This is a genomic window from Streptomyces sp. NPDC014894, assembly GCF_043080985.1.
GTDB lineage: Bacteria > Actinomycetota > Actinomycetes > Streptomycetales > Streptomycetaceae > Streptomyces.
Map to the genome: position 1 here is coordinate 77,712 of NZ_JBIBWD010000021.1, position 26,293 is coordinate 104,004.

General features: G+C 75.6%; 24 protein-coding genes. 15 read left to right on the plus strand and 9 right to left on the minus strand.

Features of this window, described 5'->3' with window-relative positions; genetic code table 11:
* The first annotated feature begins 395 nt into the window (after positions 1 to 395).
* The 7 genes from ACF089_RS33480 to ACF089_RS33510 all read left to right on the plus strand — a co-directional run bounded on the left by ACF089_RS33480 (position 396) and on the right by ACF089_RS33510 (position 7,722).
* Positions 396 to 938 carry a toxin-antitoxin system, toxin component gene (locus ACF089_RS33480; protein ID WP_392035145.1) on the plus strand — a complete coding sequence of 181 codons (543 nt, stop codon included), beginning with the start codon at positions 396 to 398 and terminating at the stop codon, positions 936 to 938.
* A 13-nt stretch (positions 939 to 951) separates the two neighbouring features.
* Positions 952 to 2,127, plus strand: coding sequence for an MAB_1171c family putative transporter (locus ACF089_RS33485; protein WP_392035148.1), 1,176 nt, complete (start codon positions 952 to 954; stop codon positions 2,125 to 2,127).
* A gap of 521 nt (positions 2,128 to 2,648) precedes the next feature.
* Entirely contained in the window at positions 2,649 to 3,257 is a 609-nt protein-coding gene (locus ACF089_RS33490) for a hypothetical protein (RefSeq protein ID WP_392035151.1), read from the plus strand.
* Between the two features lie 6 nt (positions 3,258 to 3,263).
* A complete protein-coding gene (locus ACF089_RS33495; protein ID WP_392035153.1) occupies positions 3,264 to 4,862 on the plus strand; it encodes an MAB_1171c family putative transporter in 1,599 nt (532 codons plus the stop codon).
* Positions 4,859 to 6,316: an FAD-dependent monooxygenase gene (locus tag ACF089_RS33500; RefSeq protein WP_392035156.1), complete on the plus strand. Its 1,458-nt coding sequence runs from the start codon at positions 4,859 to 4,861 to the stop codon at positions 6,314 to 6,316. Before ACF089_RS33495 ends, ACF089_RS33500 begins: the two co-directional genes overlap by 4 nt.
* A 124-nt stretch (positions 6,317 to 6,440) precedes the next feature.
* Positions 6,441 to 6,869 carry an SsgA family sporulation/cell division regulator gene (locus ACF089_RS33505; protein ID WP_392035159.1) on the plus strand — a complete coding sequence of 143 codons (429 nt, stop codon included), beginning with the start codon at positions 6,441 to 6,443 and terminating at the stop codon, positions 6,867 to 6,869.
* Between the two features lie 46 nt (positions 6,870 to 6,915).
* Entirely contained in the window at positions 6,916 to 7,722 is an 807-nt protein-coding gene (locus ACF089_RS33510; protein WP_392035162.1) for a helix-turn-helix domain-containing protein, read from the plus strand.
* Here the strand turns inward: ACF089_RS33510 and ACF089_RS33515 are convergent.
* The gene (locus ACF089_RS33515) at positions 7,712 to 8,131 is read right to left on the minus strand and encodes a hypothetical protein (protein ID WP_392035165.1); all 420 of its coding nucleotides are present in this window, start codon (positions 8,129 to 8,131) and stop codon (positions 7,712 to 7,714) included. The two genes, ACF089_RS33510 and ACF089_RS33515, sit on opposite strands and share 11 nt — an antisense overlap.
* A gap of 380 nt (positions 8,132 to 8,511) precedes the next feature.
* Here ACF089_RS33515 and ACF089_RS33520 point away from each other — a divergent pair, with 380 nt between their 5' ends.
* Positions 8,512 to 8,991 carry a peroxiredoxin gene (locus tag ACF089_RS33520; protein WP_392035168.1) on the plus strand — a complete coding sequence of 160 codons (480 nt, stop codon included), beginning with the start codon at positions 8,512 to 8,514 and terminating at the stop codon, positions 8,989 to 8,991.
* 38 nt (positions 8,992 to 9,029) lie between these two features.
* On the opposite strand, the gene ACF089_RS33525 is transcribed toward ACF089_RS33520, so the two are convergent.
* Complete coding sequence (locus ACF089_RS33525) at positions 9,030 to 11,150, minus strand: alkaline phosphatase family protein (RefSeq protein WP_392035171.1); 2,121 nt, start codon at positions 11,148 to 11,150, stop codon at positions 9,030 to 9,032.
* Positions 11,151 to 11,322: 172 nt separating this feature from the next.
* Complete coding sequence (locus ACF089_RS33530; RefSeq protein ID WP_392035174.1) at positions 11,323 to 11,727, minus strand: hypothetical protein; 405 nt, start codon at positions 11,725 to 11,727, stop codon at positions 11,323 to 11,325.
* 158 nt (positions 11,728 to 11,885) lie between these two features.
* Here ACF089_RS33530 and ACF089_RS33535 point away from each other — a divergent pair, with 158 nt between their 5' ends.
* Both ACF089_RS33535 and ACF089_RS33540 read left to right on the plus strand, forming a co-directional pair.
* Positions 11,886 to 12,656, plus strand: coding sequence for an MBL fold metallo-hydrolase (locus ACF089_RS33535; protein WP_392035177.1), 771 nt, complete (start codon positions 11,886 to 11,888; stop codon positions 12,654 to 12,656).
* Positions 12,653 to 13,321: a DedA family protein gene (locus tag ACF089_RS33540; protein WP_392035179.1), complete on the plus strand. Its 669-nt coding sequence runs from the start codon at positions 12,653 to 12,655 to the stop codon at positions 13,319 to 13,321. The genes ACF089_RS33535 and ACF089_RS33540 overlap by 4 nt, the downstream gene beginning before the upstream one ends.
* Positions 13,322 to 13,370: 49 nt before the next feature.
* On the opposite strand, the gene ACF089_RS33545 is transcribed toward ACF089_RS33540, so the two are convergent.
* Together ACF089_RS33545 and ACF089_RS33550 are read right to left on the minus strand one after the other, a co-directional pair.
* Entirely contained in the window at positions 13,371 to 14,630 is a 1,260-nt protein-coding gene (locus ACF089_RS33545) for a pyridoxal phosphate-dependent aminotransferase (protein WP_392035183.1), read from the minus strand.
* Between the two features lie 83 nt (positions 14,631 to 14,713).
* Positions 14,714 to 15,952, minus strand: coding sequence for a sulfite oxidase (locus ACF089_RS33550; RefSeq protein ID WP_392035185.1), 1,239 nt, complete (start codon positions 15,950 to 15,952; stop codon positions 14,714 to 14,716).
* Positions 15,953 to 16,250: 298 nt separating this feature from the next.
* Between ACF089_RS33550 and ACF089_RS33555 the strand changes: the two genes are divergently transcribed.
* Complete coding sequence (locus ACF089_RS33555) at positions 16,251 to 17,801, plus strand: bifunctional phosphatase PAP2/diacylglycerol kinase family protein (RefSeq protein WP_392035188.1); 1,551 nt, start codon at positions 16,251 to 16,253, stop codon at positions 17,799 to 17,801.
* 129 nt (positions 17,802 to 17,930) lie between these two features.
* A complete protein-coding gene (locus tag ACF089_RS33560) occupies positions 17,931 to 18,740 on the plus strand; it encodes a methyltransferase domain-containing protein (protein WP_392035191.1) in 810 nt (269 codons plus the stop codon).
* Between the two features lie 142 nt (positions 18,741 to 18,882).
* Here the strand turns inward: ACF089_RS33560 and ACF089_RS33565 are convergent, their stop codons facing one another.
* The gene (locus ACF089_RS33565; RefSeq protein WP_392035194.1) at positions 18,883 to 20,496 is read right to left on the minus strand and encodes an FAD-dependent monooxygenase; all 1,614 of its coding nucleotides are present in this window, start codon (positions 20,494 to 20,496) and stop codon (positions 18,883 to 18,885) included.
* A gap of 240 nt (positions 20,497 to 20,736) precedes the next feature.
* Between ACF089_RS33565 and ACF089_RS33570 the strand changes: the two genes are divergently transcribed.
* Entirely contained in the window at positions 20,737 to 21,090 is a 354-nt protein-coding gene (locus ACF089_RS33570) for a VOC family protein (protein ID WP_392035196.1), read from the plus strand.
* A 24-nt stretch (positions 21,091 to 21,114) separates the two neighbouring features.
* Here ACF089_RS33570 and ACF089_RS33575 read toward each other — a convergent pair whose 3' ends face one another.
* From ACF089_RS33575 to ACF089_RS33585, 3 genes are all read right to left on the minus strand, one after another.
* The gene (locus ACF089_RS33575) at positions 21,115 to 23,088 is read right to left on the minus strand and encodes a DUF5107 domain-containing protein (RefSeq protein WP_392035198.1); all 1,974 of its coding nucleotides are present in this window, start codon (positions 23,086 to 23,088) and stop codon (positions 21,115 to 21,117) included.
* Positions 23,089 to 23,187: 99 nt separating this feature from the next.
* Complete coding sequence (locus tag ACF089_RS33580; RefSeq protein WP_392035201.1) at positions 23,188 to 23,814, minus strand: GNAT family N-acetyltransferase; 627 nt, start codon at positions 23,812 to 23,814, stop codon at positions 23,188 to 23,190.
* A gap of 85 nt (positions 23,815 to 23,899) precedes the next feature.
* A complete protein-coding gene (locus tag ACF089_RS33585) occupies positions 23,900 to 24,139 on the minus strand; it encodes a LapA family protein (RefSeq protein ID WP_392035204.1) in 240 nt (79 codons plus the stop codon).
* A 162-nt stretch (positions 24,140 to 24,301) separates the two neighbouring features.
* On the opposite strand from ACF089_RS33585, the gene ACF089_RS33590 reads away from it, so the two are divergent.
* Positions 24,302 to 25,048, plus strand: a complete 747-nt coding sequence (locus tag ACF089_RS33590; RefSeq protein WP_392035207.1) for a GntR family transcriptional regulator — start codon at positions 24,302 to 24,304, stop codon at positions 25,046 to 25,048.
* Positions 25,049 to 25,091: 43 nt separating this feature from the next.
* A complete protein-coding gene (locus tag ACF089_RS33595; protein ID WP_392035210.1) occupies positions 25,092 to 26,162 on the plus strand; it encodes an adenosine deaminase in 1,071 nt (356 codons plus the stop codon).
* The last annotated feature ends 131 nt before the right edge of the window (positions 26,163 to 26,293 follow it).

Genomic DNA, 26,293 nt, shown 5'->3' on the forward strand with positions numbered 1-26,293 from the left:
CCGGGTCGTACCGGGCGGGGGCTCCCGGGCCGCGCGGGCGCGGGCGTGCGGACAGGGCCGGCCGGTGGAGGCTGTGCCCGGCCTGTGGGGGGCGTTTTGCCGTGTTCGCCTGCCCGTACGGCGGATCACGGCTTACGCACCCCCCTCAGGCTCTTACCGTGCCGGAGCCTGAGGGTGTCCGGAGGGTGGCCCGGGGACGACGACTTGGGAGACCGTCGTGCACGGGGCACACATGTACGAAGTACGGTTGCGCAGGGGAACTCTCCCGAAGTGCTGCGGCACCAGGGGCGATTACAGGACGGTGGGCTCCGGTGGGCTTCCGTCGGGGACGGGGTCGGACGGGGTGGGGTGCTGTGTGCGGCAGAAGCAGGGAGATGCGCCGACTGTGCGCGCGATTGGCGAGAAGTCTGCGGCTCTGTGTGCCCGACGAGCCCCGGCTGGTCTTCACGGCGCTCGCCTCGGCGCTGAGCGCGCTGCGGCGGCGTGAGGTCCGTATCGTCTTTCTGCACTTCCCGCCGGGGACGGTGAGCGGGCTCTGGGCCGACCGGGGCGATCACGATCTGATCGTCGTGGAGGACAGTGTGCCGCCGCAGCATCAGCTGGTGATCACTGGCCATGAGATCTGGCACATGCACGCCGGGCACCACGGCGGGCACGCGGACGGGGCGGCCGCGGCCGCCCGCGCCCTGGTCCCCGCCCAGGGGCCGCCGGGCGGTTCGGCGCTGCGCGAGGTGATCGCGGACGCCGCCGCCCGCTCGGACTTCGCGGGCTCGGAGGAGCGCGCGGCCGAGCTGTTCGGGCTGATGCTCGGCACCGAGCTGCGGCCGCTGCTGGAGAGCGGCGCAGCGCTTGGGGCGGGCGGGGTCGCCGACCGGATCCAGACCTCCCTGGGACGCCGGGGCGCGCTCGCCGCGCCCCGTTCCTCCCGGGCCCGCTGAAGGCCGGTGCGCCATGGGTGACCTGGGCATGATCATTCCGGCGGGGATGCTCTTCGCGGCCTTCCTGCTGAAGCTGCCCGCGCTGTGCCGCAATCGTCACGACATCCTGCTGGGGGCCGTGTGCGGGCTGCTGCTGATGGCCAGTCTGGTCTTCCTGCTCGCGGCGGTGCCCACCATCGCGGCGATCAACCGGGTCAGCGGCGTGCCCAATCTCGCCGCCCCGGTGGTCTACAGCGTGCTCACCGCCTTCAGCGGCGCCTGCCTCGTACTGATCATCATCTGGCGCGGGGGCACCACCGAGCGGACCCGGCGCGCGTCCCGGCTCTGCGTCATCGTCTACGGGACGGTGATCGTGGCGCTGAACACGCTCTTCGTCCTCGGGGACGCGTCCGAGGAGCGGCTGCGGGACTTCGACACCCATTACGCGAACACCCCGTTCATCCGCGAGATGATCGTGCTCTATCTGCTGGCGCACACGATGGCCGCGGTGGTGACGGCGGCCCTGTGCTGGCACTGGTCCCGGCGGGTGACCGGTGAGCTGCGCGCCGGTCTGGTCCTGATCGTCATCGGCTATCTGCTCAATCTCGGCTTCGACGGCACCAAGCTCGTCGCGGTCGCGGCCCGCTGGGCGGACGAGGACTGGGACTGGCTCAGCACCCGAGCGGCCCCGCCGCTGGCCTCGCTGGCCGCGCCGCTCATCGGCGGCGGATTCGTGCTGCCGCTGGTGACCCAGCGGCTCGGCATCGGCTGGCGCACCGCCGTGCGCTACCGCCGGCTCGGCCCGCTGGCCAGCAGGCTCAACGACGCGGCGGGCGGCGGCGCGCCCGGTGTGACGATCGGGCCCTGGGCCTCCCTGGAGCTGCGGCTCATCCGGCGGGAGGCGGCGATCCACGACGGGATCATCAGCCTCCGCCCGTACTTCGACGGGGCGGTGCGCGAGGAGGTCCTCGCCCGCGCCCTGGCGCAGGGGCACCCGCCCGACGAGGCGGAGATCCTCGCCGACGCCGCGATGATCGCCGCCGCGGGCCGCGCCCACGAGGCCGACCCCGGCCGGACCTCCCCGACCGGCGACGGCTCCTCCGTCCAGCCCTCCACCCGCGCCGACGACCTCGTCCGCATGTCCGTGGCCCTGCGCACCTCCCCCCTGGTCCAGGAGGCGGCCCGCCGGGCGACCCTCTCGGGGGCCTGAGCACGGCCGGGGCCGAGGGGGCCCGGGCCGGGCCGAGCGTCCGTCCGCCCAGGTCCCGCCCCGCCCCGCGCGGGGCGGCGGACGGCTGGCTCAGGGCCGCGGCCGCCCCGCCCGCCCCCCGACCCCGGCCGGAGGAGGAGGGCCCCGGCGTCCTCGCCCCGCCGGAAGCCCAGGTCCGGCCCGGGCCTGCGACGTCGTGCGGGGGTGGTCGGTTCCCGCCGGTGGTGGGCACCCGTCAGGATTCCGCCAAAGGTGCGGTGGGTCGGCCCGAGGCGCGGGGGTGCGCGCGGGTCGGGGCGGGGGGTGGGGTCGGCATGACCATTACAGTCTCAACCGGCGCACTCTCCGGGCCGAGGGCACCCCGCCCCCGTACCGGCGCATGGCTGACACGCCCTGAGCCTGTCCGGAAAACTCACCACCGCGCCGACGCCCCGAGACCGCGCACCGAACCGTCTGTACGGTGTGGTGCCAGGCTGAGCCGCCGACCGACCGGGGAGAGTGCAGTGGGCACCAGGAGCGCCATGCGCCAGCTCCGTGACGACCTCGCGCGAGCTCTCGAACAGGCCGCCCCGAACGGCCCCGACGAGGTGTTCGCCGCGCTCTGCGCGCGGCTGGGCACGGCCCGGGGCAGGCCGGTGATCCTGCGTTTCGTGGACTTTCCGCCGCAGACCGCGAGCGGGCTCTACCTGGACATGACGGACCGGGACGTCATCTGTGTGCAGGCGAACACCCATCCCGTCCATCAGCTGATCATCTTCGGGCACGAGGTCTGGCACATGGTGGCGGGGCACACCGGGCACCACGACAGCGGCCCGGCGGCAGCGGCGCGTTCGGGGCCCGCGGGCGCGGCGGCCGCGGCCCGGCTGATGGCCGGGGGCGCGCCGGAGACCGGCCCGGAAGGGGGCCCGGACGAACGGGCCGCGGGCGAGGCCGCCGGGGAGCTGGAGAGCGCCGTCCAGCATCTGGCGGCCCGTACCGACTTCCGGCAGGCGCAGGAGGCCGAGGCGGAGACCTTCGGTCTGGAGCTGGGGGCCCATCTGCGCAGATGGCTGGAGCGGTCGCCCGGCGCGGCCCCGCGCAGCCCGGTCGCCCAGCGCATTCAGGACTCCCTCGGACACCGCCAGGGCTGAGCGACCATGCGCAACAGCGACTACTACATCCCCGCCATCGCGCTCGGGATCGCGTTCGCCGCCAAACTGCCCGCGCTGCGCCGTGATCCCCGCGATCCGCTGGTGCGCTCCGTGCTGTTCCTCCTGCTCACCGGGGCCGCCTGCTTCCTCTTCGCCGCGCCGCCCACCATCGCCGAGGTCAATCGGATCACCGGCGTCCCCAATGTCTCGGCCCCGCTGGTGTACTGCGTGCTGGGCACCTTCAGCTGCGCCTGTCTGGTGCTCATCGTCAACTGGCGCGGCGGGCCGGCCGAGCGGGTCCGGCGCAGCTCGCGCCGGTGGATCACGGTGTACGGGGCGGTCGTCGCCGCGCTGCCCGTCCTCTTCGTGCTGGGCGACGCGCCCGAGGAGCGGCTGCGGGACCTCGACACGTTCTACGCGAACACCCCGTACATCCGCGAGATGATCGTCACCTATCTGGTGGTGCACATCGCCTCCGCGGCGGTGACCACCGTGATGTGTCTGCGGTGGGCGCGGGCGGTGGCGCAGTGGCTGCGGTTCGGCCTGCTGGTGCTGGTCCTCGGGCTGGTGCTCAATCTGTTCTTCGGTCTGTTCAAGCTGGCGGCGGTGGTGGCGCGGTGGACCGGCCGGGACTGGGACGCGCTCAGCACGTCGATCGCCCCGCCGACGGCGAGCCTCGGCGGGATGATCATCACGGTGGGCTTTCTGCTGCCGCTGCTGGGGCCCCGGCTGACCGGCGTCCGGCGCGGCTGGCGGACGTACACGCGGCTGGGCGCGCTGGCGCGCCATCTGCGCGCCGCCCCGGGCCCGCACTCACCGCTGCCGAGGATTCCCTGGTGGGCCCCGGCGGGGCTGCGGCTGACGGTGCGGGAGACGGTGATCCACGACGAGCTGCTCCGGCTCCAGCCGTATCTGGACGACCGGGTCCGGCGGCGGGCCCTGGAGGCGGCTCTCGCCGGCGGTGCGCCGGACGCGCGGGCGCGCGACGCGGGCGTCGCCGCGATGGTGGCGGCGGCGGTGGCGGCCCGGGGCGGCGGGCGTCCGCCGCCCGAGGAGGACGAGCATGTCCAGGCCGGCGCGCGCGAGCTGACGGCCGCGCTCACACCGGGGCGCGACCGGCTGGTGCGGCTGTCCCTGGCGCTGAACCCGGCCCGGTTCGCCGGCTCCGTCGGCCGGTCCGGTCCCCGTGGCCGGGAGCCGGGCGCCCGCGCCCCGGCGGGCGGGAGCGGCGAGGTCTCCCCGGCGCCGGACCGGGCCCGCCCGCCGACGGCGCACGGCCCGGTCGTCCCAGCGACGGCACCGGGCCCGGTCGTCCCAGCGACGGCACCGGGTCCGATCGCCCCAGCGGCGGCACCGGGTCCGGTCGTCCTTCCGCCGGCGCCGGATTCGGCGTTCCCGCCGACGGGACCGGACCCCGGCCTCCCGCCCCCGGCCCCCGGACCAGGCCCCGGCCTCCCCGCAGCGGCCCCCGGCACGAGCCCGGCCCTTCCACCCCCGGCCCCCGGCTCAGGCCCGCTCCTCCCGCCCCCGGCTCCCGGCCCAGGCCCCTCGCCCGCCGCGCCCGGCCCCGTCCCCTCACAGAACGCGGAGACCCCCGCCCTATGACCCGCCCCCGTCCCACCGGTTCCCCCGCCGCCCCCCTCCGCCGCGCCGTGGTCATCGGCGGCGGGCTGGCCGGCACGCTCGCCGCCGCGGCCCTGGACGGTCTCGCCGACGAGATCACCGTCGTCGAACGGGACACCCTGCCGGCGGGCCCCGAGCCGCGCACCTCGCTGCCGCAGGCGCGCCACGCGCATCTGCTCTGGTCCGGCGGGGCCCGTGCCTGCGAGGAGCTGCTGCCGGGCGTCACCGGGCGCTGGCTGGCGGCCGGGGCGCGCCGGGTGCCGCTGCCGACGGGGCTGGTGACGCTCTCGGCGCAGGGCTGGCTGCGGCGCTGGCCGGAGATGCAGTTCATGGTCGCGTGCAGCCGCGATCTGCTGGACTGGGTGGTGCGGGAGGAGGTGCTGCGGCGGCCGGCGGTCACCCTGATGCAGGGGTGGGCGGCCCGGTCCCTGGAGGGGACGGCGCGGCGGGTGACCGGGGTGCGGGTGGACGGCCCGGACGGGCGGGAGCTGACCCTGGCCGCCGATCTCGTCGTGGACGCCTCCGGCCGGGGCTCGCGGGCGGTGAACTGGCTCGGCGGGCTGGGGATCACCGGGATCGAGGAGGGCCGGGTCGACTCGGGTCTGGTGTACGCGACACGGCTGTACCGGGCCCCGGCGGACAGCGCGGAGTTCCCCGTCGTCAACGTCCAGTCCGATCCCGGCGCCCCGGTGCCGGGCCGGACGGCGACGCTGGTGCCGATCGAGGGCGGCCGCTGGCTGGTGACGCTCTCGGGGACCCGGGGCGGCGAACCCCCGGCGGATCCGGCGGGGTTCGAGCGGTTCGCCCGCTCGGCGGTGCGCCATCCGGTGGTCGGCGAGCTGATCTCCGGGGCCGTCCCGCTCTCGGACGAGGTGGCGCTGACCCGCAGCACGGTGAACCGCAGACGGTACTTCGAGCGGGCCGCCCGGTGGCCGGACGGCTTCGTCGCGGTCGGCGACTCGGTGGCCACCTACAACCCGGTGTACGCGCAGGGCATGAGCGTGGCCGCGCAGGGGCTGGTGGAGCTGCGGCGGACGCTGAGCGGCCGCCGGCTGGACGAGCCGGGGCTCGGCCGCCGGGCGCAGCGCGCGATCGGCCGCCCGGTCGGGGTGGCCTGGGATCTGGCGGCCTCGCTGGACATCCTCTATCCGGACGCCGTGGGCGACCGGCCGGGGCCGGGTTCGGCGCTGGTGAATCGTTACGCCGACCGGCTGGCCCGCGCGGCGACGGGCCGGGCCCTGCTCGCCCGGGCCTATATCGGGGTGATCACCATGTCGGAGCCCGCGTCGTCCTGGCTGCACCCGGATGTGGTGGTGGCGGCGCTGCGCGGGCCGGGCCGGGCGCCGCTGACCGCGCCGCCGCTGACGGCGCGGGAGCGGGAGATCGCCGCGGCCGGCGCGGGAACGCCCGGGCCGGATCCGCGTGACGGCCCGTGATGGCCCGCGACGACAAGGTGATGTGACGCACATCACACTAGTTGATGGCGGCCGGTGTGCTCCGACCGGGCTCCGGCACACGTCTTAGAGACGAGGAGTTGAACCCGCAGCAGAGGAGCGGCTCGTGTTAAGCACTGTCGAACAGTCGATCCCGGCCCACCTCGTCAACGCCGTCCCGCCCGTCGACCCCATGACGGTCCGTCTGGTCTACAGCGCCGACGACCCGCTGGCGGTACGGATGACCTTCCCCGCCGCCGCCTCCCTCCACGGCACCAGCGTGACCTGGGTGTTCGCCCGCGATCTGCTGGCCTCGGGGCTGCTCGCCCCGGCCGGCCGGGGCGATGTGCTGATCCGCCCCTGCGGCCGCGCCCGCACGACGGTGGAGCTGCGCTCGCCGTACGGGGTGGCGCTGCTCCGGTTCGCCACCGGCAGGCTGCGGCGCTTCCTGCTCCACGCGTACGCCGCCGTCCCCGCCGAGCTGGAGTCGCGGGCCCTCGACGTGGACGCCGCCCTCGCGGCCCTGCTGCCCGGCGCCCGGGACTGGCAGGAGTGAGCGGGCGGCGGGGGCCGGTGCGGGCGGACCGTACTACGGTCTGGGTATGACGACTGTTGCATCCCGTACCGGCATCGGGCCCCTGCTGCGCGACTGGCGGCAGCGGCGACGGGTGAGCCAGCTGGAGCTGGCCCTGCGCGCCGACTCCTCGGCGCGCCACATCAGCTTTGTCGAGACCGGCCGCTCCCGCCCGAGCGAGGAGATGGTGCTGAAGCTGGCCGAGCACCTCGACATCCCCGTACGGGAGCGCAATTCCCTGCTGCTGGCGGCCGGTTACGCGCCCCGGTACACGGAGACCTCCCTCGGCGATCCGCAGCTGGAGGCGCTCCGGGAGGGGATGGAGCGGCTGCTGGTGGGCTATGAGCCCTATCCGGCGCTGGTCATGGACGGTCTGTACAACGTGGTCGCGGCGAACCGGGGCATCGCGATGCTGATGGAGGGGCTGCCCGAACGTCTGCTGGCGCCGCCGCTGAACGCGATGCGGATCACGCTGCACCCCGAGGGGCTGGCCTCGCGCATCCGCAATCTGCCGGAGTGGCGGGGCCATCTGCTGCACCAGATGGAGCGTCAGATCGCCCTGGACCGTTCCGAGGCGCTGCGGGAGCTGTATCACGAGGTCGCCGCCTATCCCGTGCCGAGCGGGGGCGACGGGCCGGCCCTGGATCCCTCGGACCACTACCCCTACTTCGCGCTGCCGATGGTGGTCGAGCACGGGGGGCGGACGCTGTCGTTCGTGTCGTCCGTCTCGACGTTCAACACGCCGATGGATGTGACGGTCGCCGAGCTGGCCATCGAGACCTTCCTGCCGGCCGATCCGGCGACCGTCGCGTATCTCCAGTCCCTCACGGCCTAGTACGGGCGCCCAGCGCGGCGAACTGGAGGAGGGCGAACCCGGCGACGACCGCCGCCTGGAGCGGGATCCAGACCGCGCCCGCGACGGTCGGGTCGAGCCAGAGCGCCAGGGCGAAGAGGCTGAGGACCGCGTAGACGAGATTGACGTCGACGACGGCCTTCACCGCGAGCGCGGCGGGCCGGGGCCGGGCGGCGAGCAGGCCGACGGCGGCCCCGTACACGGCGATGAACGCGCCGACGATCAGCAGGACGCTCTCGTCGACCCCGAGCAGCCGGCCGAGCGGTCCGGGGGCGGCGAGGTAGGCGATTCCGTTGACGCCGGTGACGACGGCGTCGAGGGCGAGGAAGCGGCGCAGCATGGCCCGGGGATCGGTGGTGCGGGCGATACCGGCGATCAGAGTGGCGGTCATGGCGGGTCAGCCTCCATCGGCGACGGGTCCGGGCGGGGGCCGGAGCCCGGGCGGAGTGCGCCGCCCGGGTTCCGGTGGCACCAGACTGCGGCAGGGGGCGGGGCCGGTCGATTACACCGGAGGTAATGCCGCGGGGCGGCACGTACGGAGGGGCGGGGTACGCGCAGAGGCCGGGCGCACGCGTACGGACCGGCGTACGTGTACGGACGGACCGGCACCGGGACCGGCACCGGGACCGGGACCGCGCGGGCGGAAGACGCGGGCGCGGGTACGGAGGGGCGGGAGGGGATACGGAGAGGGCGCGGCGGATGATGGAGCGGGGCCCGGGCGGACCGGGAGCCCGCAGCGCCTCGACGACCCACCTCACCACGGGAGTTCCCTTGCCGGCAGCACCTGGGACCGGACAGCCCGTCCCCGACTTCACCCTCCCCGGAGGCGTACTCGCCGACGGTGTGTTCGAACGGCGGGACTTCACCCTGAGCGAGCACCGGGGGCGGCCGCTCGTTCTCGCCTTCTACCCGGGGGACGACACCAGCGTCTGCACCAAACAGCTCTGCGCCTACTCCAGCGGGCTGGAGACCTTCACCGACTGCGGGGCCGAGGTCTGGGGCATCAGCCCCCAGGACGTGGACAGCCATGAGGCGTTCGCCCGGCGGCACGGTCTGCGGATGCCGCTGCTCGCCGACGCCGACCGGGCGGCGGCCCGGGCCTTCGGGGTCACGGCTCCGGGGATCGGGCTGCGCCGGGCGGTGTTCGTGGTCGCCGCCGACGGCACCCTGCACTGGAAGCATGTGGCGCTGCTCGGGGCGACGTTCCGGTCGACGCGGACGCTGGCCCGGCAGCTCGCCGCGCTGGCCTGACCGGCGGCGGGGCGGCGGCGGGGCGGCGGGGCGGCGGCTCAGGGCATTTCGGCGTTCGCCCCGACGCCGCCCCGGGGTCCGGAGGAGGCCCGGCCGGGTCTCGGCCCGACCTCCGCCACGGGCACCTCGGGGCCCGTGCACTCGCGGAGCCAGTGCCGCAGCACCCGGTGGATCCGCTCGGCCCCGACGAGTTCCCCGCCCGCCTCGACGGGCTCGGACAGCTCCACGGGCGAGAGCAGGAAGGGCTGTGCCTGCTCCCCGCCGAGTCCGCCGTGCGAGCCGATCTGCTCCTCGAAGGCGTGCACCCGGCCGGTGGCCGGGTCGTACATCGAGTTGACCATGATGTCCGCGACATGCGGGAAGGAGTCGGTGCGCCGTACGGCGTCGGCCGCGCCCGCGCCGAAGCCCGCGAGCGGACCGTCGTCGGCCAGCTCGGCGACCGGCGCCTCCACCCCGCCCGCGCCGATCACCACGGAGCCGTGCTTCTCGCTGCGGACCAGCAGGAATCCGATGCCGGGATGGTTGGCGAGGGTGCTGAGCAGCGCGGGGTGACGGGCCTCGATCTGCTCCCGGCTGAGCCGGCCGGGCTCGTCGGGGAAGGAGATCAGCCCGAGATTGCCCGAGGCGAGGACGATCGGATCGGATCCGGAACCGGTCTCGATCAGCGGCTCGCCCTTCTCCCGCCGCCGGTGCAGCGCGCTGCGCAGGGCGTCGCGCGCCGCGTCCCGGGCCTCCGCGCCGCACGCGGAGCGCTCGGCCCGGCGCGACACCGGCAGCCCGCAGCCCGCCCGTACGAGGTCCTTGAGGCTGAGCCCGTACGCGCCCTGGAAGGTCTCGCCCGGGCTCTGCCCGTGGTCGGAGAGCAGCACGATCCGGTACTCCCGGGGCGCGTGCTCGGCGGCCTTGGCGATCAGGGCGAGCGATCGGTCCAGGGAGGCGAGGACCTGGGCGGCGTCCGCGCTGTGCGGGCCGGAGTGGTGGGCGACCTCGTCGTAGGCGACGAGATCGGCGTAGACGGCGGTGCGTCCGGCGAGCATGTCGCCGATCACGGCGGCGACGACGACATCGCGCGAGACGACGGTGGCGAAGGCCCGGATGAAGGGGTAGAGCCCGCCCCGGGAGACCCTCGGTCCGTCGCCGCGCAGCCGGGCCCGGACGGACTGGCCCACCTCGCGGGCCACCTCGGCGGTGAAGGAGACGGCGGTGCGGACGGCGTTGGCGGGGTCGGAGAAGTAGGCGAAGTACCCGGCGCGGGAGCGGTTGGCCCGGCCGCGCCGGGTGGAGACGGACAGGACGAGGGCGACCTGGTCGGCCCCGCCGCTGAAGAGATTGCCGCGGCTGGCCCCGTCGTAGGTGAGCAGCCCGCCGTCGCCGGTGCGCTCGATGGCGCGGCGCTGGAGTTCGACGGCTCCGGCGGGCCGGTTGCTGACCATGAACTGGCCCCGGTCCTTCTCGTACCAGCGGAAGGCGGGCACATCGTGGTTGGAGCCGTGGAGGATGCCGAGCTGGCTGGCCCCGGTCTGGCTGGACCAGTCGGTGCGCCAGGGGGTGAGCCGGTGGGTCCGGTCGAGCCACTCGCCGACGGTCGGCATCACTCCGTCCTTCACGGCGCGCAGCAGGACCTCGTGGCCGACGCCGTCGAGCTGGAGGAAGAGGATTCCGGGGCAGCGGCCGGGCGCGTCGTCGTCGCCGGCCCGGCGCCGGCGGCGGGTGGCGAGCCGGGAGAGCCGGCGGCGGTAGGCGTTGTCGTCGCGGACGGCGAGGGCGGTGGAGGTCGCCGAGGCGACGGCGGACATCACCGCGGCGACGACGACGGCGGTCTCGGGGGCCGCGTCGCCGCGTCCGTCGGGGATCAGCCAGAGGGCGAGCAGCAGCAGGGAGCCGTTGAGGAAGAAGACCAGCACGCCGAGGACGAGGGCGGGCACCAGGAGCAGGGCCCGCACCACGAGCGGCCACACCAGCGCGGTGAGCAGGCCGAAGGCGCCCGCGCCCCAGGCGGCGGTCAGGGCGGTGCGGGTGACGCTGTCCCCGCCGGGGGACTGGAGCCGGAAGTCCGGCAGCGCCCCGGCGAGCGCCAGCATCGTCAGGGTGGAGACCGCCCACACCACGACCACCCGCAGCACGGTGCTTCCCGCCCTGCGCCATCGCCCCTCGGCCACGCCTGCCACCTCTTTCCGGATCGGACGTCCAGCCTGGCACAGCGGCGGGCGCGACCGGACCCGGCGGCGGGGGCGGCGCTCGGCTCACGGCGGGGGCGCGGCGGGAGCGGCCGGGGGATCACGGCGGGGCGGCAGCCTGTGCGGGAGGGGGCGGTGCGGTGCGGGAGGGGGCTCAGCAGCCGTCGTAGCCCGCGGTCGGCATGGAGAGCCTGCGGTGGACGTCCGCCTTCATGGCCGCGTCGTACACGGGCTCCGGGTGTCCGGCCGTCTCCAGCGGGACTCCGCGCCGGGCGCACTCCGCGAGGAAGTCGGGCACCGAGGCCAGCGCCCGGGCGAGCACCCGGTCCGTGGGGACGAGGAAGAGATCGACCTGCCCGTCGTCCACATCGGCCCACAGTCCGCGGTGGCCGGGGTCCAGCCCGTAGAGGAGCAGCTGTCTGGTGACGGTGTGCCCGTGCTCGGCCGCCCAGCGCGCGCACATGGCCTGCTGGCTGCGGGTGTCGACCAGGAAGGGTTCCCGGTCGAGCTCTTCGAGGGGGGTCAGGCTGGCGATGGTCGCCACACGTAAGCCGTTCATGGTCTTTCACCCTGCTCTCGTTCGTCCGCGCAGACCCTACTCCCGATCCGCGGCCCGCTCCGGACGCCCGCGGGCCGCCTCCGGGCGGGCCCGGGCCGGCCCGGGGAGGACAGGCCCTAGGCTCGTGGACGGAGCCGTCGGGCAGAAGGAGGGACCGCGTGCCGGTGGAGGTCACCTGGTGGGGTCATGCCACGTGCACGGTCGAGGATTCCGGGACGCGGGTGCTGACCGATCCGCTGTTCGTGCGCCGGCTGGCGCATCTGCGCAGACGGCGCGGGGAGCTGCCGCCGCCCGAGGCGGCGGTCGCCGACGCGGTGCTGATCTCGCATCTGCACTCCGACCATCTGCATCTGCCCTCGCTGGCGCGGCTGGCTCCCGGCACCCGGCTGGTGGTGCCGCGCGGCGCGGCGCGCGCCGTGCCGGGGCTGACGCGGCTGGGGCTGCGGGTGACCGAGGTGTCCCCGGGGGACGAGTTCCGGGTCCGGGATCTGACGGTACGGGCGGTCCCGGCGCTGCACGACGGCCGCCGGCTGCCGGTGGGCCCCCACCGCTCCCCCGCGCTCGGCTATGTCGTGCTCGGCGAGGCCCGTACGTACTTCGCCGGGGACACCGGCCTCTTCGACGCGATGGCGGAGGAGGTCGGCGAGGTGGATGTGGCGCTGCTGCCGGTGGGCGGCTGGGGTCCGTATCTGGGGCACGGGCATCTGGACGCGGGCCGGGCCGCGCAGGCGCTGGCCGCGCTCGGGCCGCACTGGGCGGTGCCGGTGCACTACGGGACGTACTGGCCGATCGGGATGGACGGGGTCCGTCCGCACGAGTTCCACTCGCCGGGCCATGAGTTCGTCCGGCAGGCGGCCCGGCTCGCTCCCCGGGTCGCGGTGCATCCGCTGGGCCACGGCGAGCGGTTCCGGCCGGAGGCGGCCCGGTGAGTTCTCCGCTGTCGGACGGGTGGGCGCGGCTCTCGGAGTTCGTCGAGGCGCTGCCGCCGGAGTCCACTCAGCAGGCCGTCGGCTATCCGTCGCTCTTTCTGCTGGTCGCCCTGGGTGCGCTGGTGCCGGTGGTGCCGACGGGGGCGGTGGTGAGTTCGGCGGCGGTGGTCGCCTTCCATCAGTCGTCGCCCCTGGCGCTGCTGCTCATCTTCGTGGTGGCGGCGTCCGCCGCGTTTCTCGGCGATGTGACGCTGTACTGGCTGGGGCAGCGCGGGGTGCGCTCCAAGAACGGCTCCCGCTGGCTGGAGCAGCTGCGCAGCCACGCGGCGCCGGACCGGCTGGAGCAGGCCCAGGCGAAGCTGGAGGATCACGGGGTGGCGGTCCTGGTGCTCTCCCGGCTGATTCCGGCGGGGCGGATCCCGGTGATGCTGGCGTGTCTGCTGGCCCGGATGCCGCTGCGGAGCTTCGTCCGGGGCGATGTTCCGGCGTGTCTGGCGTGGGCCGTGACGTACCAGCTCATCGGGGTGCTGGGCGGCGCGCTCTTCGACCAGGCGTGGAAGGGGGTGGCCGTCGCGGTCGCCCTGACCGTGGTGATCAGCGGCGCTCCCCCGCTCTGGCGCAGGGTCCGCCGGCCGCGGCCGGGCCCGCCGGAGCGGCACGCCTGACCGGACGCCGCGCGGTGCGCCGGGGCCCGGGCCCGCCGGAGGGGGCCGGTCAGGACAGGGCGGAGAGGGTCGTGCTCAGACGGGTGAGGGCGGCGTGGACATGGGGCAGGTCCAGGGGGTTCGGGGCGGCCAGCGACCGGGCGCGTTCGGCCGGGCCGGAGCCGAGGAGGGGGCCGGTGGCAAGCCGGACCCGGAGCGCGCCGAGTTCGTCGCCGAAGCGGTGGCCGCCGGGCGCCGGGAAGCCGAGGCGGGCGGTCAGATACTCCTCCAGCTCCAGGGAGTCGCCGACGCCGCGTGCCGCGAGGCCCTCGCGGAGCGGTTCGAGGTCGGCGTAGAGGTGGCGGCCGGCGCGGGGCGGCCGGGCGAACGCGCCGGAGGCGAGGACCGCGCGGTGGGCGGCGGCTCCGACCAGGGCGTGGAGGGCGACCACGCGTTCGCGGCGGGCGAGGACGGGCTCGGGCTCGGCGAGGGCGTGGGCGGCGGCCGCCGCGACGGGTTCGGCCACGATCGCGCCGAGGGCGGTGAGGAGGTCGAGGGTCCGGGCGCGCAGGGCGGCCCCCGGGCCGGTCGGCGGGAAGCGGGCGACGGCGGCCGGCCAGGAGGAGGGCAGCAGCGCCCCGGCGAGATCGGCGATGACGGTGACATCGCCGGGGCACATCTCGGCGGGGCTGACGAGGACGGTCTCCCGGGGCCGGTGCAGGGTGTCGCGCCAGGTCTCGTCGCTGATGATGTGCAGGCCCTCGCCGACGGCGGCCTCGCACGTCTCCCGCAGGAGCTCGGGCGGCGGCACGGTCGCGGTGGGGTCGTCGGCGACGGAGAGCAGCAGCAGCGCGGGCGCGCCGCCCTCGGCGCGCACCCGGCGGACGGTCTCCAGCAGGGCGTACGGGTCGGGGACGCCGCCGCTCTCGGCGGGGGTGGGGACCCGGTAGGCGGGCCTGCCCAGCAGCCGGGCCTGCGGGGTCCACCAGGCGGGGCAGGGCCGGGGCATCAGCACATCGCCGCCGTGGCCGCCGCCCGGGCCCGCCGGGTGGGGGCCGGCGTCCGCGTACGCGCCGAGGAGCGCGAAGAGCAGCGGCTGCGGCCCGGGCGCGGCGGCGATGTCGTCGTCGCCGCCGCGCAGTCCGCGCCGCCGCCAGTACCCCCGGGCCGCCGCGCGCAGCTCGGGCCCGCCGCCGGGCGGCTCCCCCGAGGAGCGCCGCGCGGCGGCGGCGAGCACCTCGGCGAGGTCGTCCGGCACGGGCAGCCCGGGTTCGGGCGCGGGCGGGCCGTAGCGGACGGGGCCGTGTCCTTCGGGGGGCGTCCGCGCCATGCCGTCACCTCGCGGTCCGTCGGCCGGTGTCGTGGGCGGGCGCCCATGAGCCCTTTATACAAACGGCGCGGGCCCGCGGCTCGTCAGACGACGGTGACGGGGTGACGGACCACCGCGTCGAAGAGGTATCCCTGGGTGTTGTGGGCGGTGCGCTCCGGCTGGACGTTCCCGGCCCGGTCGGCGGCGCGGGCGAGCAGCTCCGCCGGGCCGGTGCGCTCCGGCCGCCAGTCGGCGGACCAGCGGACCCAGCCGTCGTGGCACGGGGTGTCGCGCAGCCGCGCCGGCCGCCAGCGCGCTCCGCCGTCGGTGCTGATCTCGACGGCGCGCACGGGGGCGGCGGCCGACCAGGCGCGGCCGGTGAGCGTATGGGTCTCGCCCGCCGCCAGGGCCGCGCCGGGCTCCAGCTCCCAGGCGCTCTTGATCGTCTGTACGGTGAGCGGCGCGCTCCCTGCGGGCGGGTGGCCGGCTCCGAAGAGGCGGTAGAACTGGGTGTTCCAGGGGGACGCGAGGGGGGTGTCGCTGACTTCGATGTCCCCGACCCATTTGACGGACGCTATGCCGATCCAGGCGGGGACGATCACGCGGACCGGGAATCCGTGGTCGTACGGGAGGGGCTCGCCGTTCATCTCGTACGCGAGGATGACGTCGTCGAGGGCCTTGGCGACGGGCAGCGGGCGGCGCACCCGGCCGAGGTTGACCCCGCCGGTGACGAACTCGTCGTCCAGTCCCCGGGGCATGACGTCCACGGCGGAGGAGGAGATTCCGGCGCGGTGCAGGACGTCTCTCAGCCGGACCCCGCGCCAGCGCGCCGCGCCGATCGCGCCGAGGGTCCAAGGGGTGCCGCTGACGGTCTCGCCCTGCTGGGAGGCGAAGAGGGAGCGGCCGTTCCCGGCGCACTCGACCACGGCGGTGCGGGTGACGGAGGGCAAGGAGCGCAGCCGCGCGTAGTCGAACTCCACGGACCGGCGGCCGCGCAGTCCGCTCCCCCACACCGTCAGCCGCCAGTCGCCCTCGGCGAGCCGGGGTGTGGAGGTGTGGTTGCGGACGAAGAAGCGGTCGGCGGGGGTGAGCGGGCCGGTGTCGCGGAAGGAGGCGAAGACGCTCTCCGCGTTGGTGCCGCGGACGGTGAAGCGCTCGGGCGGGAGGGGTTTCACGATCCCGGGGGCGAGAGGCGCGAGGGGTACGGCGGGGGCGGCGGGCGCGGCCTGCGCGCGGGCGGTCGGCGCGGCGGCGTGCGCGGACGACCCGGCGAGCGGTGCGGCGGCCAGGGGCGCGGCGGCGAGCAGTCTCAGCAGATCGCGGCGGTCGGGGGAAGGGTGCACGAAAGCCTCCTGGAAGGGGGAGCCGGGGGTGCGTGAGGTACGGATCACAGTGCCGTACGGGGTGTGCGGGCGCGGGCCCGAGGGCGTCAGCGGCGACAGGGGAGCGGGCGGCCCGAAGGGGCGGCCGGAGAAACGCTGTTGTGCCGGGCGACGACCATGGGCGCGATCCTAGGTCGTTTCCGCGTGGCCCGGGGGCGGATCGGCGACGGACCCCGGAGTGGGCCCCGCGACGGGCCCCGGCCCGATCGTCCGGCCGGCGACCGGCGTGGCACGGGGGGATTCGGGGTACTCGCGACCCATGTCGTACGAGTTCGCAGCACAGGGGAATCCGCAGGGGCGGCCGAAGATCACGGGCTTGCTCGGCCGGTGGGACCGGAAGGTGTTCCACGCGGTCGCCGAACGCACCTGGCCGGGGGCCGAGCCGGTGCTGCCCCGGCTGAGTCACGCCGCCGATCACGGGGTGCTGTGGCTGGGCGCCGCGGCCGGGATCGCGGCGCTGGGCGGCGGGGCGCGGTCGCGGCGGGCCGCCGTGCGCGGGCTGGCCTCGCTGGCGCTGGCGTCGGCCGTGATCAACACCGTGGGCAAGCGCTCGGTGCGCCGGGCGCGCCCGCTGATCGACGCGGTGCCGGTGATACGGCAGCTGAAGCGGCAGCCGTTCACCACCTCCTTCCCGTCGGGGCACTCGGCCTCGGCGGCGGCGTTCGCCACCGGGGTGGCGCTGGAGTCCAAGGGCTGGGGCGCGGTGGTCGCGCCGGTGGCGGCCTCGGTGGCGTTCTCGCGGGTGTACACCGGGGCGCACTATCCGAGCGATGTGCTGGTGGGGGCGGCGCTGGGGGTGGGGGCGGCGTTCGCGGTGCGGGGGCTGGTGCCGACCCGGTCGCAGCTGCCGTCGCCGGGCCGTCCCCGGGCGGACGCTCCGGCGCTGCCCCAGGGCGAGGGGCTGGTGATCGTGGTGAACCAGCGGTCGGGTTCGGCTGATTCGGCGGCGCGGGTGCGGGAGGCGCTGCCGCTGGCGGAGGTCGTGGAGTGCGAGCCGGACGAGCTGGGTCCCGAGCTGGAGAAGGCGGCGGAGCGCGGCCGGGCGCTGGGCGTCTTCGGCGGCGACGGGACGATCAACAGCGCGGCGGCGGTCGCGGTGGACCGGGGGGTGCCGCTCGCGGTGTTCCCGGGCGGCACGTTCAATCACTTCGCCTACGACCTGGGCATCGAGACGCTGGAGGACTCCTGCCGGGCGCTGGAGAGCGGCGACGCGGTACGGGTCGATCTGGGGCGCTTCACCCCGGGGACCGGGGAGCCGGGCGACGGCACGGACGGCGGCTCGGGCGGCGGGACCGGCGGCGGCGCGGGGCCCGGGTACTTCCTGAACACCTTCAGCCTCGGCGCCTACCCGGAGCTGGTGAACATCCGCGAGCGGTGGTCGCCGCGGATCGGCGGCTGGCCGGCCGGGGTGCTCGCCGCCGCGCTGGTGCTGCGCCACGGCAGACCGCTCTGGGCCGAGGTGCAGGGCCGCCGCCGGCCGATGTGGCTGCTGTTCGCCGGGAACGGGATCTACCAGCGGGTGGGCCCGACCCCGGGACACCGGCAGGACCTCGCGGACGGACTGCTGGACGTACGGGTGGTCCACGGCGGCCGGTGGCCGGGGCTGCGGCTGCTGGCGGCGGCGCTCGCGGGCCCGCTGAGCCGCTCGCCCGTGCACGCGGCGGAGAAGCTGCACCGGGTGCGGATCACCGGTCTGGAGCCCGGCACCCCGATGGCGTACGACGGCGAGGTGGTCGACGCTCCGGCGGAGCTGACGGTGGACAAGGCGGTGGGAGTGCTGACGGTCTACCGGCCGCAGACGCTGCTCTGACGCGGTGCGCGGCACCCGGGGCCGGGCGTGCCCCCACGATTCAGCGTCCACATGGCAAGACATTCAGTCTCATCATGTGAATGTGCGGGATCATGGGGGCACGCTCAGCCGCGAAAGGGAGGCCCCGTCGTGCCCCGAGAGTCAGCCGTCTACACCCACGGCCACCACGAGTCCGTACTCCGCTCCCACACCTGGCGGACCGCCGCCAACTCCGCCGCGTATCTCCTCGGCGAACTGACCGGCGACGCCAGGATCCTGGACGTGGGCTGCGGACCGGGCACCATCACCGCCGATCTCGCGGCGCTGGTCCCCGAGGGGCGGGTCACCGGGGTGGACCGGGAGCCCGGCATCATGGAGCAGGCCCGCTCGCTGGCGGCCTCGCGCGGTCTGGCGAACGCGGAGTTCGCGGTGGCGGACGTCAATCAGCTGGAGTTCGCCGACGACTCCTTCGACGTGGTCCACGCCCATCAGGTGCTCCAGCACGTCGGCGACCCCGTGGGCGCGCTGCGCGAGATGCGCCGGGTGTGCCGCCCCGGCGGCGCCGTCGCCGTACGGGACTCCGACTACGGCTCCTTCGCCTGGTTCCCCGAGATCCCGGCGCTGGACGAGTGGAACCGGGTCTACCACCGGGTGGCCCGCGCCTCGGGCGGCGAGCCGGACGCCGGCCGCAGGCTGCTGTCCTGGGCCCGGGCCGCGGGCTTCACCGACCTCACCGCCACCGGCTCGACCTGGTGCTTCGCCACGCCCGGCGAGCGGGAGTGGTGGAGCGGGCTGTGGGCGGACCGGACGACCGCGTCCGGGTACGCGCGACTCGCCGTCGACGGCGGCCACGCCACCCCCGAGCTGCTGGCGGAGCTGGCCGGGGGCTGGCGCGAGTGGGGCGCCCACGACGACGCCTGGTTCCTGGTCCCCCACGGCGAACTCCTCTGCCGCGTCTGACGGCTCTCCGTCCCCGCCGCCCGGAGCCACCGGCACCGGAGCGGGCGGCCCCCTGCGCCAGGGCGGGCGGCCGAAGGCACCCAATGCCGGAGCCGAAGCCCCCGGTCCGGAGCCGAGGCCCCCGCGCCGGTGACGGAGCCCCTCACCCTCCCTGGACGGGTGCGCCGAACCAGTCCGAGAGGGCCTCGCGCAGCCGGCGCGCGGCCCTGTCGCCGGGCTCCTCGGCGGCCGCGGCCCAGGCGACATGGGCGTCGGGGCGGATCAGCAGGGCGTCGGCCGGCCGCTGAACGGTCCTGGCGGTGCGGACGTCGATGCGGCCCTGCCAGGGCCGGGCCGCCTCCCGGAGGTCCGGACGGCCGGCCAGGTCGAGGAGGACGGGCCGTGCGGTGCGCATGAGTTCGGCGACGCCGGTTGCGCCCCGGTCGGTGCGCAGGGCGAGATCGGGCGCGAAGGCGCCGGCCAGGGGGTGCCCGCCGGGACGGGGCGGCGGATAGCGGATGTCGGAGCCCGCGATGAGGGCCCCGACGCGCAGCAGCGGCTGCTCGTCGGCGAACAGCTCCAGGAAGACGTCCCGGAGCGCCTCGGCGGCCGGGTCCTGGCCGCGCCGCAGGGCCACCTGCGCCAGGGTGTGCTTCAGCGTGCGCGCGCCGGCGAAGTGGCGTTCGCGGTGGTATGTGTCCAGCAGACCGGGCGGCGCCCAGCCCTGGACGTCCGCGGCCAGCTTCCAGGCGAGGTTGACCGTGTCGAGCAGACCGGCGTTGAGGCCCACGCCCGTGGCGGGGAACAGATGGGCCGCGTCGCCGGCCAGCAGGATCCGGCCCTCGCGGTACCGCTCGGCCTGCCGGGCCTGAAGCGTGTAGCGCGACAGCCGGTGCGGCTCGCCCAGCGGGAATTCGGCGCCGAGCACCCGGCGGACGCTGTCCCCGAGTTCGGTCAGGGTCATCGGCCCGTCGTCGGCGGGTTCGCCGGACTCGTCCTCGGCGGTGGAGACCAGCAGAGTCTCCGGGGTGAGCCACCCGAACCCGAAGACGCCCCGGTCCGTCCGGGTGAAGGAGCCCGCGCGCATCCTGCCCAGCCCGGGGACGTCGAGGTCGCCGCCGTCGAGCCGGGTCACCGACTCGTGCGGGGCGAGCTGACCGAGCCGGTTGACCTCCGGACAGACGGTGCCGGGAAACGGGATCCCCGCGCCGTCGCGGACGGTGCTGCGCCCGCCGTCGCAGCCGACCAGGTACCGGGCCCGCAGCCGGTACGGCCCGTCCGGGCCGCGCACCTCGGCGGTCACCGCGGCGTCGTCCTGGGCGACGCCGACGATCTCCTGTCCTCGGCGCAGTTCGGCGCCGAGTTCCCGGGCGCGCTCGGCGAGCAGGCGCTCCAGTTCCGGCTGGGGAAGCGTCAGCCCCCGCAGCGGCGGGTCCGGCAGCGACGAGAAGTCCACGTGCACACCGCCGAACGGGTACTGGGGGGCCGGATGGGCGGGGCCGCCGCAGGCCGCTTCGAACCGCTCCAGCAGACCTCGGTAGCGGAGCAGTTCCAGAATCTGCCCGCCGAGCCCGTTGGCCTTCGGGATCTCTCCGCGCCGGGACCGCCGTTCGAGAACCAGGGACCGTACGCCGGCCAGGCCCAGCTCGCCTGCGAGCATCAGCCCGGCCGGGCCGGCGCCCACGATGATCACATCGGCGTCCGTCGCCGGCCGTTCCCCCGCGCGCTCCTCCGCCGCTTCTCCGCGCGGTCCGATCGTCGACGGCAACACGCCCATGTCGCTGCTCCTTGTCCGAAGTCGTTGGCCTCGGCGGTGGATTCTGCGTCACTCCCGGGGTCTTGCCGCAAGCCCCCCGGTGCGCTATACGTTGAGCACGGCGAGAAGAGAGCGTCCGCCGCGGCCCACCGGCCGCGCCGCCCAGCGCCGTCCCGCGCCGCTCCCGGCCGCCCGGCGCATCGCCCCGACAGCCCCTCGCACCACGGTGAACGCCGCCCGCCACGGCACTAGGCTTCCGTCATGGAGATCCTCGGAACCACGCTGCGTATCTGCGTCGACGACCTGGACGCCGCCTCGGCGGTCTACGAACGGCTCACCGGAGCCACCCCGCAGCGCTTCGAGCGCGGCGGGGTGTCGGTCGCGGCGGTCGGCTGCTTCCTGCTGATGAGCGGGCCGGCGGCGGAGCTGGACATCCTGCGCAAGGTGACGGCGACGATCGCGGTCGACGACGTCGACCGGGCCCACGCCACCCTGGCCGAGGTCGGCGCGCGGATCGTCGCGGGTCCGCTGCCGACCCCGGCGGGCCGCAATCTGATCGCCGTCCACCCGGACGGCTCGGTCTTCGAGTACGTGGACCGCAAGGTGACCGTGTAGCGACCGGGCGCGGGCCCGGGGGGCTCACGGCCCCTCAGGCCGCATCCGGTAGTCGTACGCCTCCGGCAGCGGATCGTCCGACACCTGGGACCACACCTCGCCCAGGATCTCCGCGCCCTCCCGGAGGTCCGCCACCTCGAAGCCCGCGTCGAAGACGGCGCGGGCTTCCTGCCGGTGGCCCTCCGCCAGCAGCAGCCGGGCGTGGAGCAGCCGGAACCGGCCGCGCTCCCGGACCGCCGGGCCCAGCCGGGCCCAGACCGAGCGGGCGTCGGCGGGCCGCCCGGCGCGGAGCAGGCTCTCGATCGCCTCGCGGCCGACGGCGGCCGTCGCCGCCGTCCAGCTCTCGCCGTCGTCCCGGCGCTCCTGGCAGAGGTCCTCGAAGGCCTCCAGATGACGGTCGGCGGCGCGCTCGCCGTGCCCGCCCTCCTCGTCGGCGACGGCCAGCGCGCGCAGCAGCGGCCAGCGCGAGGGGGCGAGGGCGAGACCGCGCTCCCAGCTGCGCACGGCCTGGGCGAGATCGCCCGCGTGCCACTGCGCCACGCCGAGGTGGTATTCGGTGACCGGGTCGGCCGGGGCGGTCTCCAGCATGTCCCGCCAGTGCGGGGAGACCAGCGAGGGCCCGGGCGGGACGACCTTGCGGGGCTCGGGGAAGGCCCCGCTGGTCAGCAGTTCGCGCCAGGGGGCCTGTTCCTCGCCGAGGGTGGCCTCCTCGAAGGGGGTGCCGGGCAGTTCGAATCCGGCGCGCAGCACTTCGAGGGCGCCCCATCCGGAGCCGGCGGCGAGGGTGGTGACGGGCTCGCGGTCCGCGTACGGCAGCCAGGCCCGGTAGGCGGCGTCGACCGCCGGGGCGGGCAGGGTCTCGGCGAGCCGGGACTCGACCTCGGCGCAGGCGGCGGCCCAGTTGTTGCCGTGCACCGTGCCGGAGTCGGCGGCCAGCGGTCCGTAGCACTCCAGCCAGCTCAGCTCCGCGCCCTCCGCCAGCCGGAGCTGTTCCAGCTGGGTGCGGGCGAGGCCGGACTGGATCTCGGCGTATCCGACGGTGCCGGGCTCGGTGAGCCAGCGCTGCCAGCGGCGGCCCGCGCGGCCGGAGCCCCAGAGGAAGAGCTTGCGCCCGCGCAGGACGTCGGTGGAGGTCTGGACGAGTCCGCGCCCGTCGCCGTCGAGGGCGGCGATCCATTTGCGGGCGCCGGCGGGCACCTCGTAGAAGTAGTCGGCGGGGTGTTCGCTGCGCAGCGGGTACGTGCGGTCCTCGCCCCGGTAGTCCGGCACGGGGACCCGGCGCAGGGTGCGTTCGTAGCCGAAGTGCCAGGCTTCGTCGGCGGGGGCGAGGATCCGGGTGCCGGGGTGTTCCTCGACGGCGGTGTTGGACCACCAGTAGAGCGGGGCGGGGCGCTCGTGCGGATTGCGCACGCGTATGCCGACATGGAGGAAGGCGGAGTCGGCGGGCAGCCAGAGGTCGACCTGGAAGGGCAGGTCGCGCAGGCGCTCCCACTCCCAGAGCCGGACCATCTCGCCGCCGTCGGGGGCGGGGACGACGGCCGCGTGCAGGGGTGCGACGGAGAGGGCGGTGTGGCCGGTCGCGCCGATGTTCCACTCGATGCCGCCGGAGTACCAGGCTCCGTTGAGGGCGAAGCCCGCGGGCTGGAAGACCGGGTTGCGGTAGAGGAGTTCGCGGTCGGAGGGCTTGTGGTGCAGCGAGTGGACCCGGCCGCCGAGCCCGGGGAGGACGGTGACCCGCAGGTGGTCGTTCTCGATGACGACGGCGTCGAAATCGGTCGGGACGCGGTCGCGTCCGTAACCGTCGAGCACCCGTACGGGCAGCAGGGTCCGCGGGGGATCGCCTTCCATCTGGCGGGCCATCTCGCGCGGCAGCTCCCGCCGGGTCCGTTCGTCGACCGAGTGGAGGGCGCCGAGCGGCCGCAGCGCGGGCAGCGGATTCGCGGGCCCCACCGGGGCCGCGGGCAGGGTCAGTACGGTGCGCCGCACGGTCGTGGCCAAGGCAACCTCGCTTCACTCGCGGAAGGGCCGCCGACCGCTGCGGGCGACCCGGTGACCATGGAACAGGGTCGACGCCTCGCCGAACAGGGTTCGCGGCGGTCAGACTTCGGCGAAGTCGGGGCCGGGCGCGGGGTCCGGGAGCATTTCGGCGGTGATCGCCCACCGCTCGTGGTCGCGCCACGCGCCGTCGACGTACAGGAAGGCGGGCGAGAACCCCTCGTACCGGAAGCCGGCGCGGCGGACCAGGGCGAGGGAGGCGGTGTTCCCGGGCTGGACGTTGGCCTCCAGCCGGTGCAGCTCCATCGGGCCGAAGGCGTGCCGGAGGACGAGGGCGAGCCCCTCGCTCATGAGTCCCCGGCCCGCCGCGTGCGCGAACGCTCCGTAGCCGAGGGCTCCGCAGCGGAACGCGCCGGCCACGATGTTGTTGATGTTGACGAATCCGGCGATCCGGCCGGTGGCCCGCTCGCGGAGGAGGAATCCGGCGCGGGCCTCCTCGTCGATGAGCCGGTCGGCGTAGGAGGCGTACTCGGCGGCGGTGAGCGGCGGGAAGAGCCAGGGGCGGTGGTGGCCGACGGCGGCGCGGGCCCCGGCCGTGAACTCGTCGCCGTCGGCGCGGGTGAGGGGCGCGACGGTGACGCGCGGGCCGGCGGCGAGGACGGCGGGGCTCCGGCCGGGGAGGTCCCGGCCGGCGGTCGGGGGCGGGGCGGGCGCGGAGGGCTCGGACATCGGGCCAGGCTAGCCCGGGGGCCAAAGGCGGAGGTCCGCGGGTGCGGGGGCCGGGGCGAGCCCGGGGTGGTCCGGAGGGCGGGGCCTACCGGCGGCGGCGGAAGTAGTAGGCGCCGCAGAGGACGCCGATGACGAACATCGCGAGCAGGGCCAGATACAGCGGCATGATCACTTCCGGGATCAGCAGCCGGATCTTGACCTCCCGGGTGTTCTCGAAGATGAAGACGACGGCGAGGACCGCGAGCACGGTGACCGCGATCCTCGCGGGCGTGAACCACTCCCCGGCACGGCTCTTCCCGCGTCTCGGTGCATCCTTGGCGCTCATGGCACCAGAATGGGCCCCGGCCCGGGCGGGCGGCGGGGTGGAGCGGGCCGTACGGGTGACACGCCGGTACGGGTAGGGTCCGCACCGAGCGGACTTGTCTGACAAGTTGAGCGCCGATTCGCACCGTACGGCGGTACGGCCCGGCGCGCCGAGGAGGAATCAGTGACAGCCGGCCGGCCGCAGCGCAGACCCGTCGTCGTCCTGTACGAGCGGATCGCCGACGCCATCCACGAGGGCGTCTACCCGCCGGGCTCGACCCTGCCGTCCGAGCCCCGGCTCGCGGCCGAGCTGGGCGTCGGCCGGCCCGCCCTGCGCGAGGCGCTGCTCCTGCTCCAGGAGGACGGGCTGCTCTCGGTCCGCCGGGGGGTGGGCCGGACCGTCAACGACAGCCCGCCCCGGCGCGGCTACGAGCTGCTGAGGCCGCTGGAGGAGCTGCTGCCGGGCGGCTCGCCGCTGCGGGTGCGCCCGCTGCTGCGCACCGTCGAGGAGCCGACCGACTTCACCGCCTCGCATCTGCTCGCCCCGGCCGGGGCCGAGCTGCGATTCTGGGAGTCGGTGCTGGCCGGAGAGGGTGCGGCGGGGGTGCTGAGCCAGGAGTGGGCGGCGCCCGAGGACGTACTGGAACGGGCGCATCCGGCCTTCGCCGAGGCGCTGCGCTCCGCCGCCGCCCCCGGCGGCTCGATGCTCGCGGTGCTGGTCCCGGCCTCTCGGGGGATCGCGCTGAGCGGGCACAGCTCGGTGAGCGCGACCCTGCTGGGGGCGCGGCGCGGGGAGCAGCTCGGGCGCGCGCCCGACACCCCCGCCGTGCTGGTGACCCAGGTGGTGCGGGCCGGGGACACTCCCGTGCTCGCGGCCAAGCACATGCTGCCGACGGGCTCCCCCGCCCTGCCGGTGGTGCAGTCGAACTGACGCGCACGGCACCGCCCGCCCCGGTGCCGTACACTCCCGGTGCATGCACTTGTCTGACATCCTCCGCGCGCCCAAGGTCGTACTCCACGACCACCTCGACGGCGGACTGCGCCCCGCCACGATCATCGAACTGGCCCGGGAACACGGCTACCGCCTGCTGCCCACCGAGGATCCCGCCGCGCTCGCGGTCTGGTTCCGGGACGCCGCGGACTCCGGCTCGCTGGAGCGCTATCTGGAGACCTTCGCCCACACCTGCGCGGTCATGCAGACCCGTGAGGCGCTGGAGCGGGTGGCGGCGGAGTGCGCGGAGGATCTGGCGGCCGACGGCGTCGTGTACGCCGAGGTGCGGTACGCCCCGGAGCAGCACCTGGAGCGCGGGCTGACCCTGGACGAGGTCGTGGCGGCGGTGAACGCCGGATTCCGTGAGGGCGAGCGCCGCACCGGCGGCCGGATCGCGGTGCGCGCGCTGCTCACCGGCATGCGCCACACCGACCGCTCCCTGGAGATAGCGGAGCTGACCGTCGCCCACCGTGACCACGGAGTGGCGGGCTTCGACATCGCGGGCGGCGAGATCGGCAATCCGCCGGCCCGCCATCTGCCCGCCTTCCAGCATCTGAAGCGGCACAACTGCCACTTCACCATCCACGCGGGCGAGGCCGTCGGCGCGGAGTCGATCCACGAGGCCGTGCAGGTCTGCGGCGCGGAGCGGATCGGGCACGGGGTGCGGATCACCGACGACATCACCGTCCACGACGACGGCACGGCGACGCTCGGGCGGCTGGCGGAGTACGTCCGCGACAACCGGATCGCGCTGGAGGTCTGCCCGACCTCCAACCTCCAGACGGGCGCGGCGAAGGACTACGCGACGCACCCCGTCGACCTGCTGCGCCGTCTCGGCTTCCGGGTGACCCTGAACACGGACAACCGGCTGGTGTCGGGCACCACGATGAGCCAGGAGTTCGGGCATGTGGCGGAGGCGTTCGGCTATGGCCCGGAGGTCTTCGAGGAGCTCACGGTCGCGGCGGCCGAGTCCGCGTTCCTGCCGCTCCCGGAGCGGCGGCGGCTGATCGACGAGGTGATCCGGCCCGGGTACGCCGCTCTGCGCGGGCGGTAGCGAGACCGTCGGGTGCGGGAGGCCGCGCCGGCCCCCGCACCCGGCCGCCCCGGCCCCGCACCCCGCCCCCCCGCCCCCCGGCCCCCCCCGGCCCCCCCGCACGCCCCCCCGCCGGCCGCCGGGGCGGGGGC

Bases quoted from the DNA above. Each gene is read 5' to 3' on its own strand.
- ACF089_RS33495 (WP_392035153.1), top strand. From the start codon at position 3,264: ATGCGCAACAGCGACTACTACATCCCCGCCATCGCGCTCGGGATCGCG.
- ACF089_RS33530 (WP_392035174.1), bottom strand. From the start codon at position 11,727: ATGAACGGCTTACGTGTGGCGACCATCGCCAGCCTGACCCCCCTCGAA.
- ACF089_RS33580 (WP_392035201.1), bottom strand. From the start codon at position 23,814: ATGTCCGAGCCCTCCGCGCCCGCCCCGCCCCCGACCGCCGGCCGGGAC.
- ACF089_RS33585 (WP_392035204.1), bottom strand. From the start codon at position 24,139: ATGAGCGCCAAGGATGCACCGAGACGCGGGAAGAGCCGTGCCGGGGAG.
- ACF089_RS33500 (WP_392035156.1), top strand. From the start codon at position 4,859: ATGACCCGCCCCCGTCCCACCGGTTCCCCCGCCGCCCCCCTCCGCCGC.
- ACF089_RS33570 (WP_392035196.1), top strand. From the start codon at position 20,737: ATGGAGATCCTCGGAACCACGCTGCGTATCTGCGTCGACGACCTGGAC.
- ACF089_RS33565 (WP_392035194.1), bottom strand. From the start codon at position 20,496: ATGGGCGTGTTGCCGTCGACGATCGGACCGCGCGGAGAAGCGGCGGAG.
- ACF089_RS33485 (WP_392035148.1), top strand. From the start codon at position 952: ATGGGTGACCTGGGCATGATCATTCCGGCGGGGATGCTCTTCGCGGCC.
- ACF089_RS33490 (WP_392035151.1), top strand. From the start codon at position 2,649: ATGCGCCAGCTCCGTGACGACCTCGCGCGAGCTCTCGAACAGGCCGCC.
- ACF089_RS33515 (WP_392035165.1), bottom strand. From the start codon at position 8,131: ATGACCGCCACTCTGATCGCCGGTATCGCCCGCACCACCGATCCCCGG.
- ACF089_RS33545 (WP_392035183.1), bottom strand. From the start codon at position 14,630: ATGGCGCGGACGCCCCCCGAAGGACACGGCCCCGTCCGCTACGGCCCG.
- ACF089_RS33555 (WP_392035188.1), top strand. From the start codon at position 16,251: ATGTCGTACGAGTTCGCAGCACAGGGGAATCCGCAGGGGCGGCCGAAG.
- ACF089_RS33510 (WP_392035162.1), top strand. From the start codon at position 6,916: ATGACGACTGTTGCATCCCGTACCGGCATCGGGCCCCTGCTGCGCGAC.
- ACF089_RS33595 (WP_392035210.1), top strand. From the start codon at position 25,092: ATGCACTTGTCTGACATCCTCCGCGCGCCCAAGGTCGTACTCCACGAC.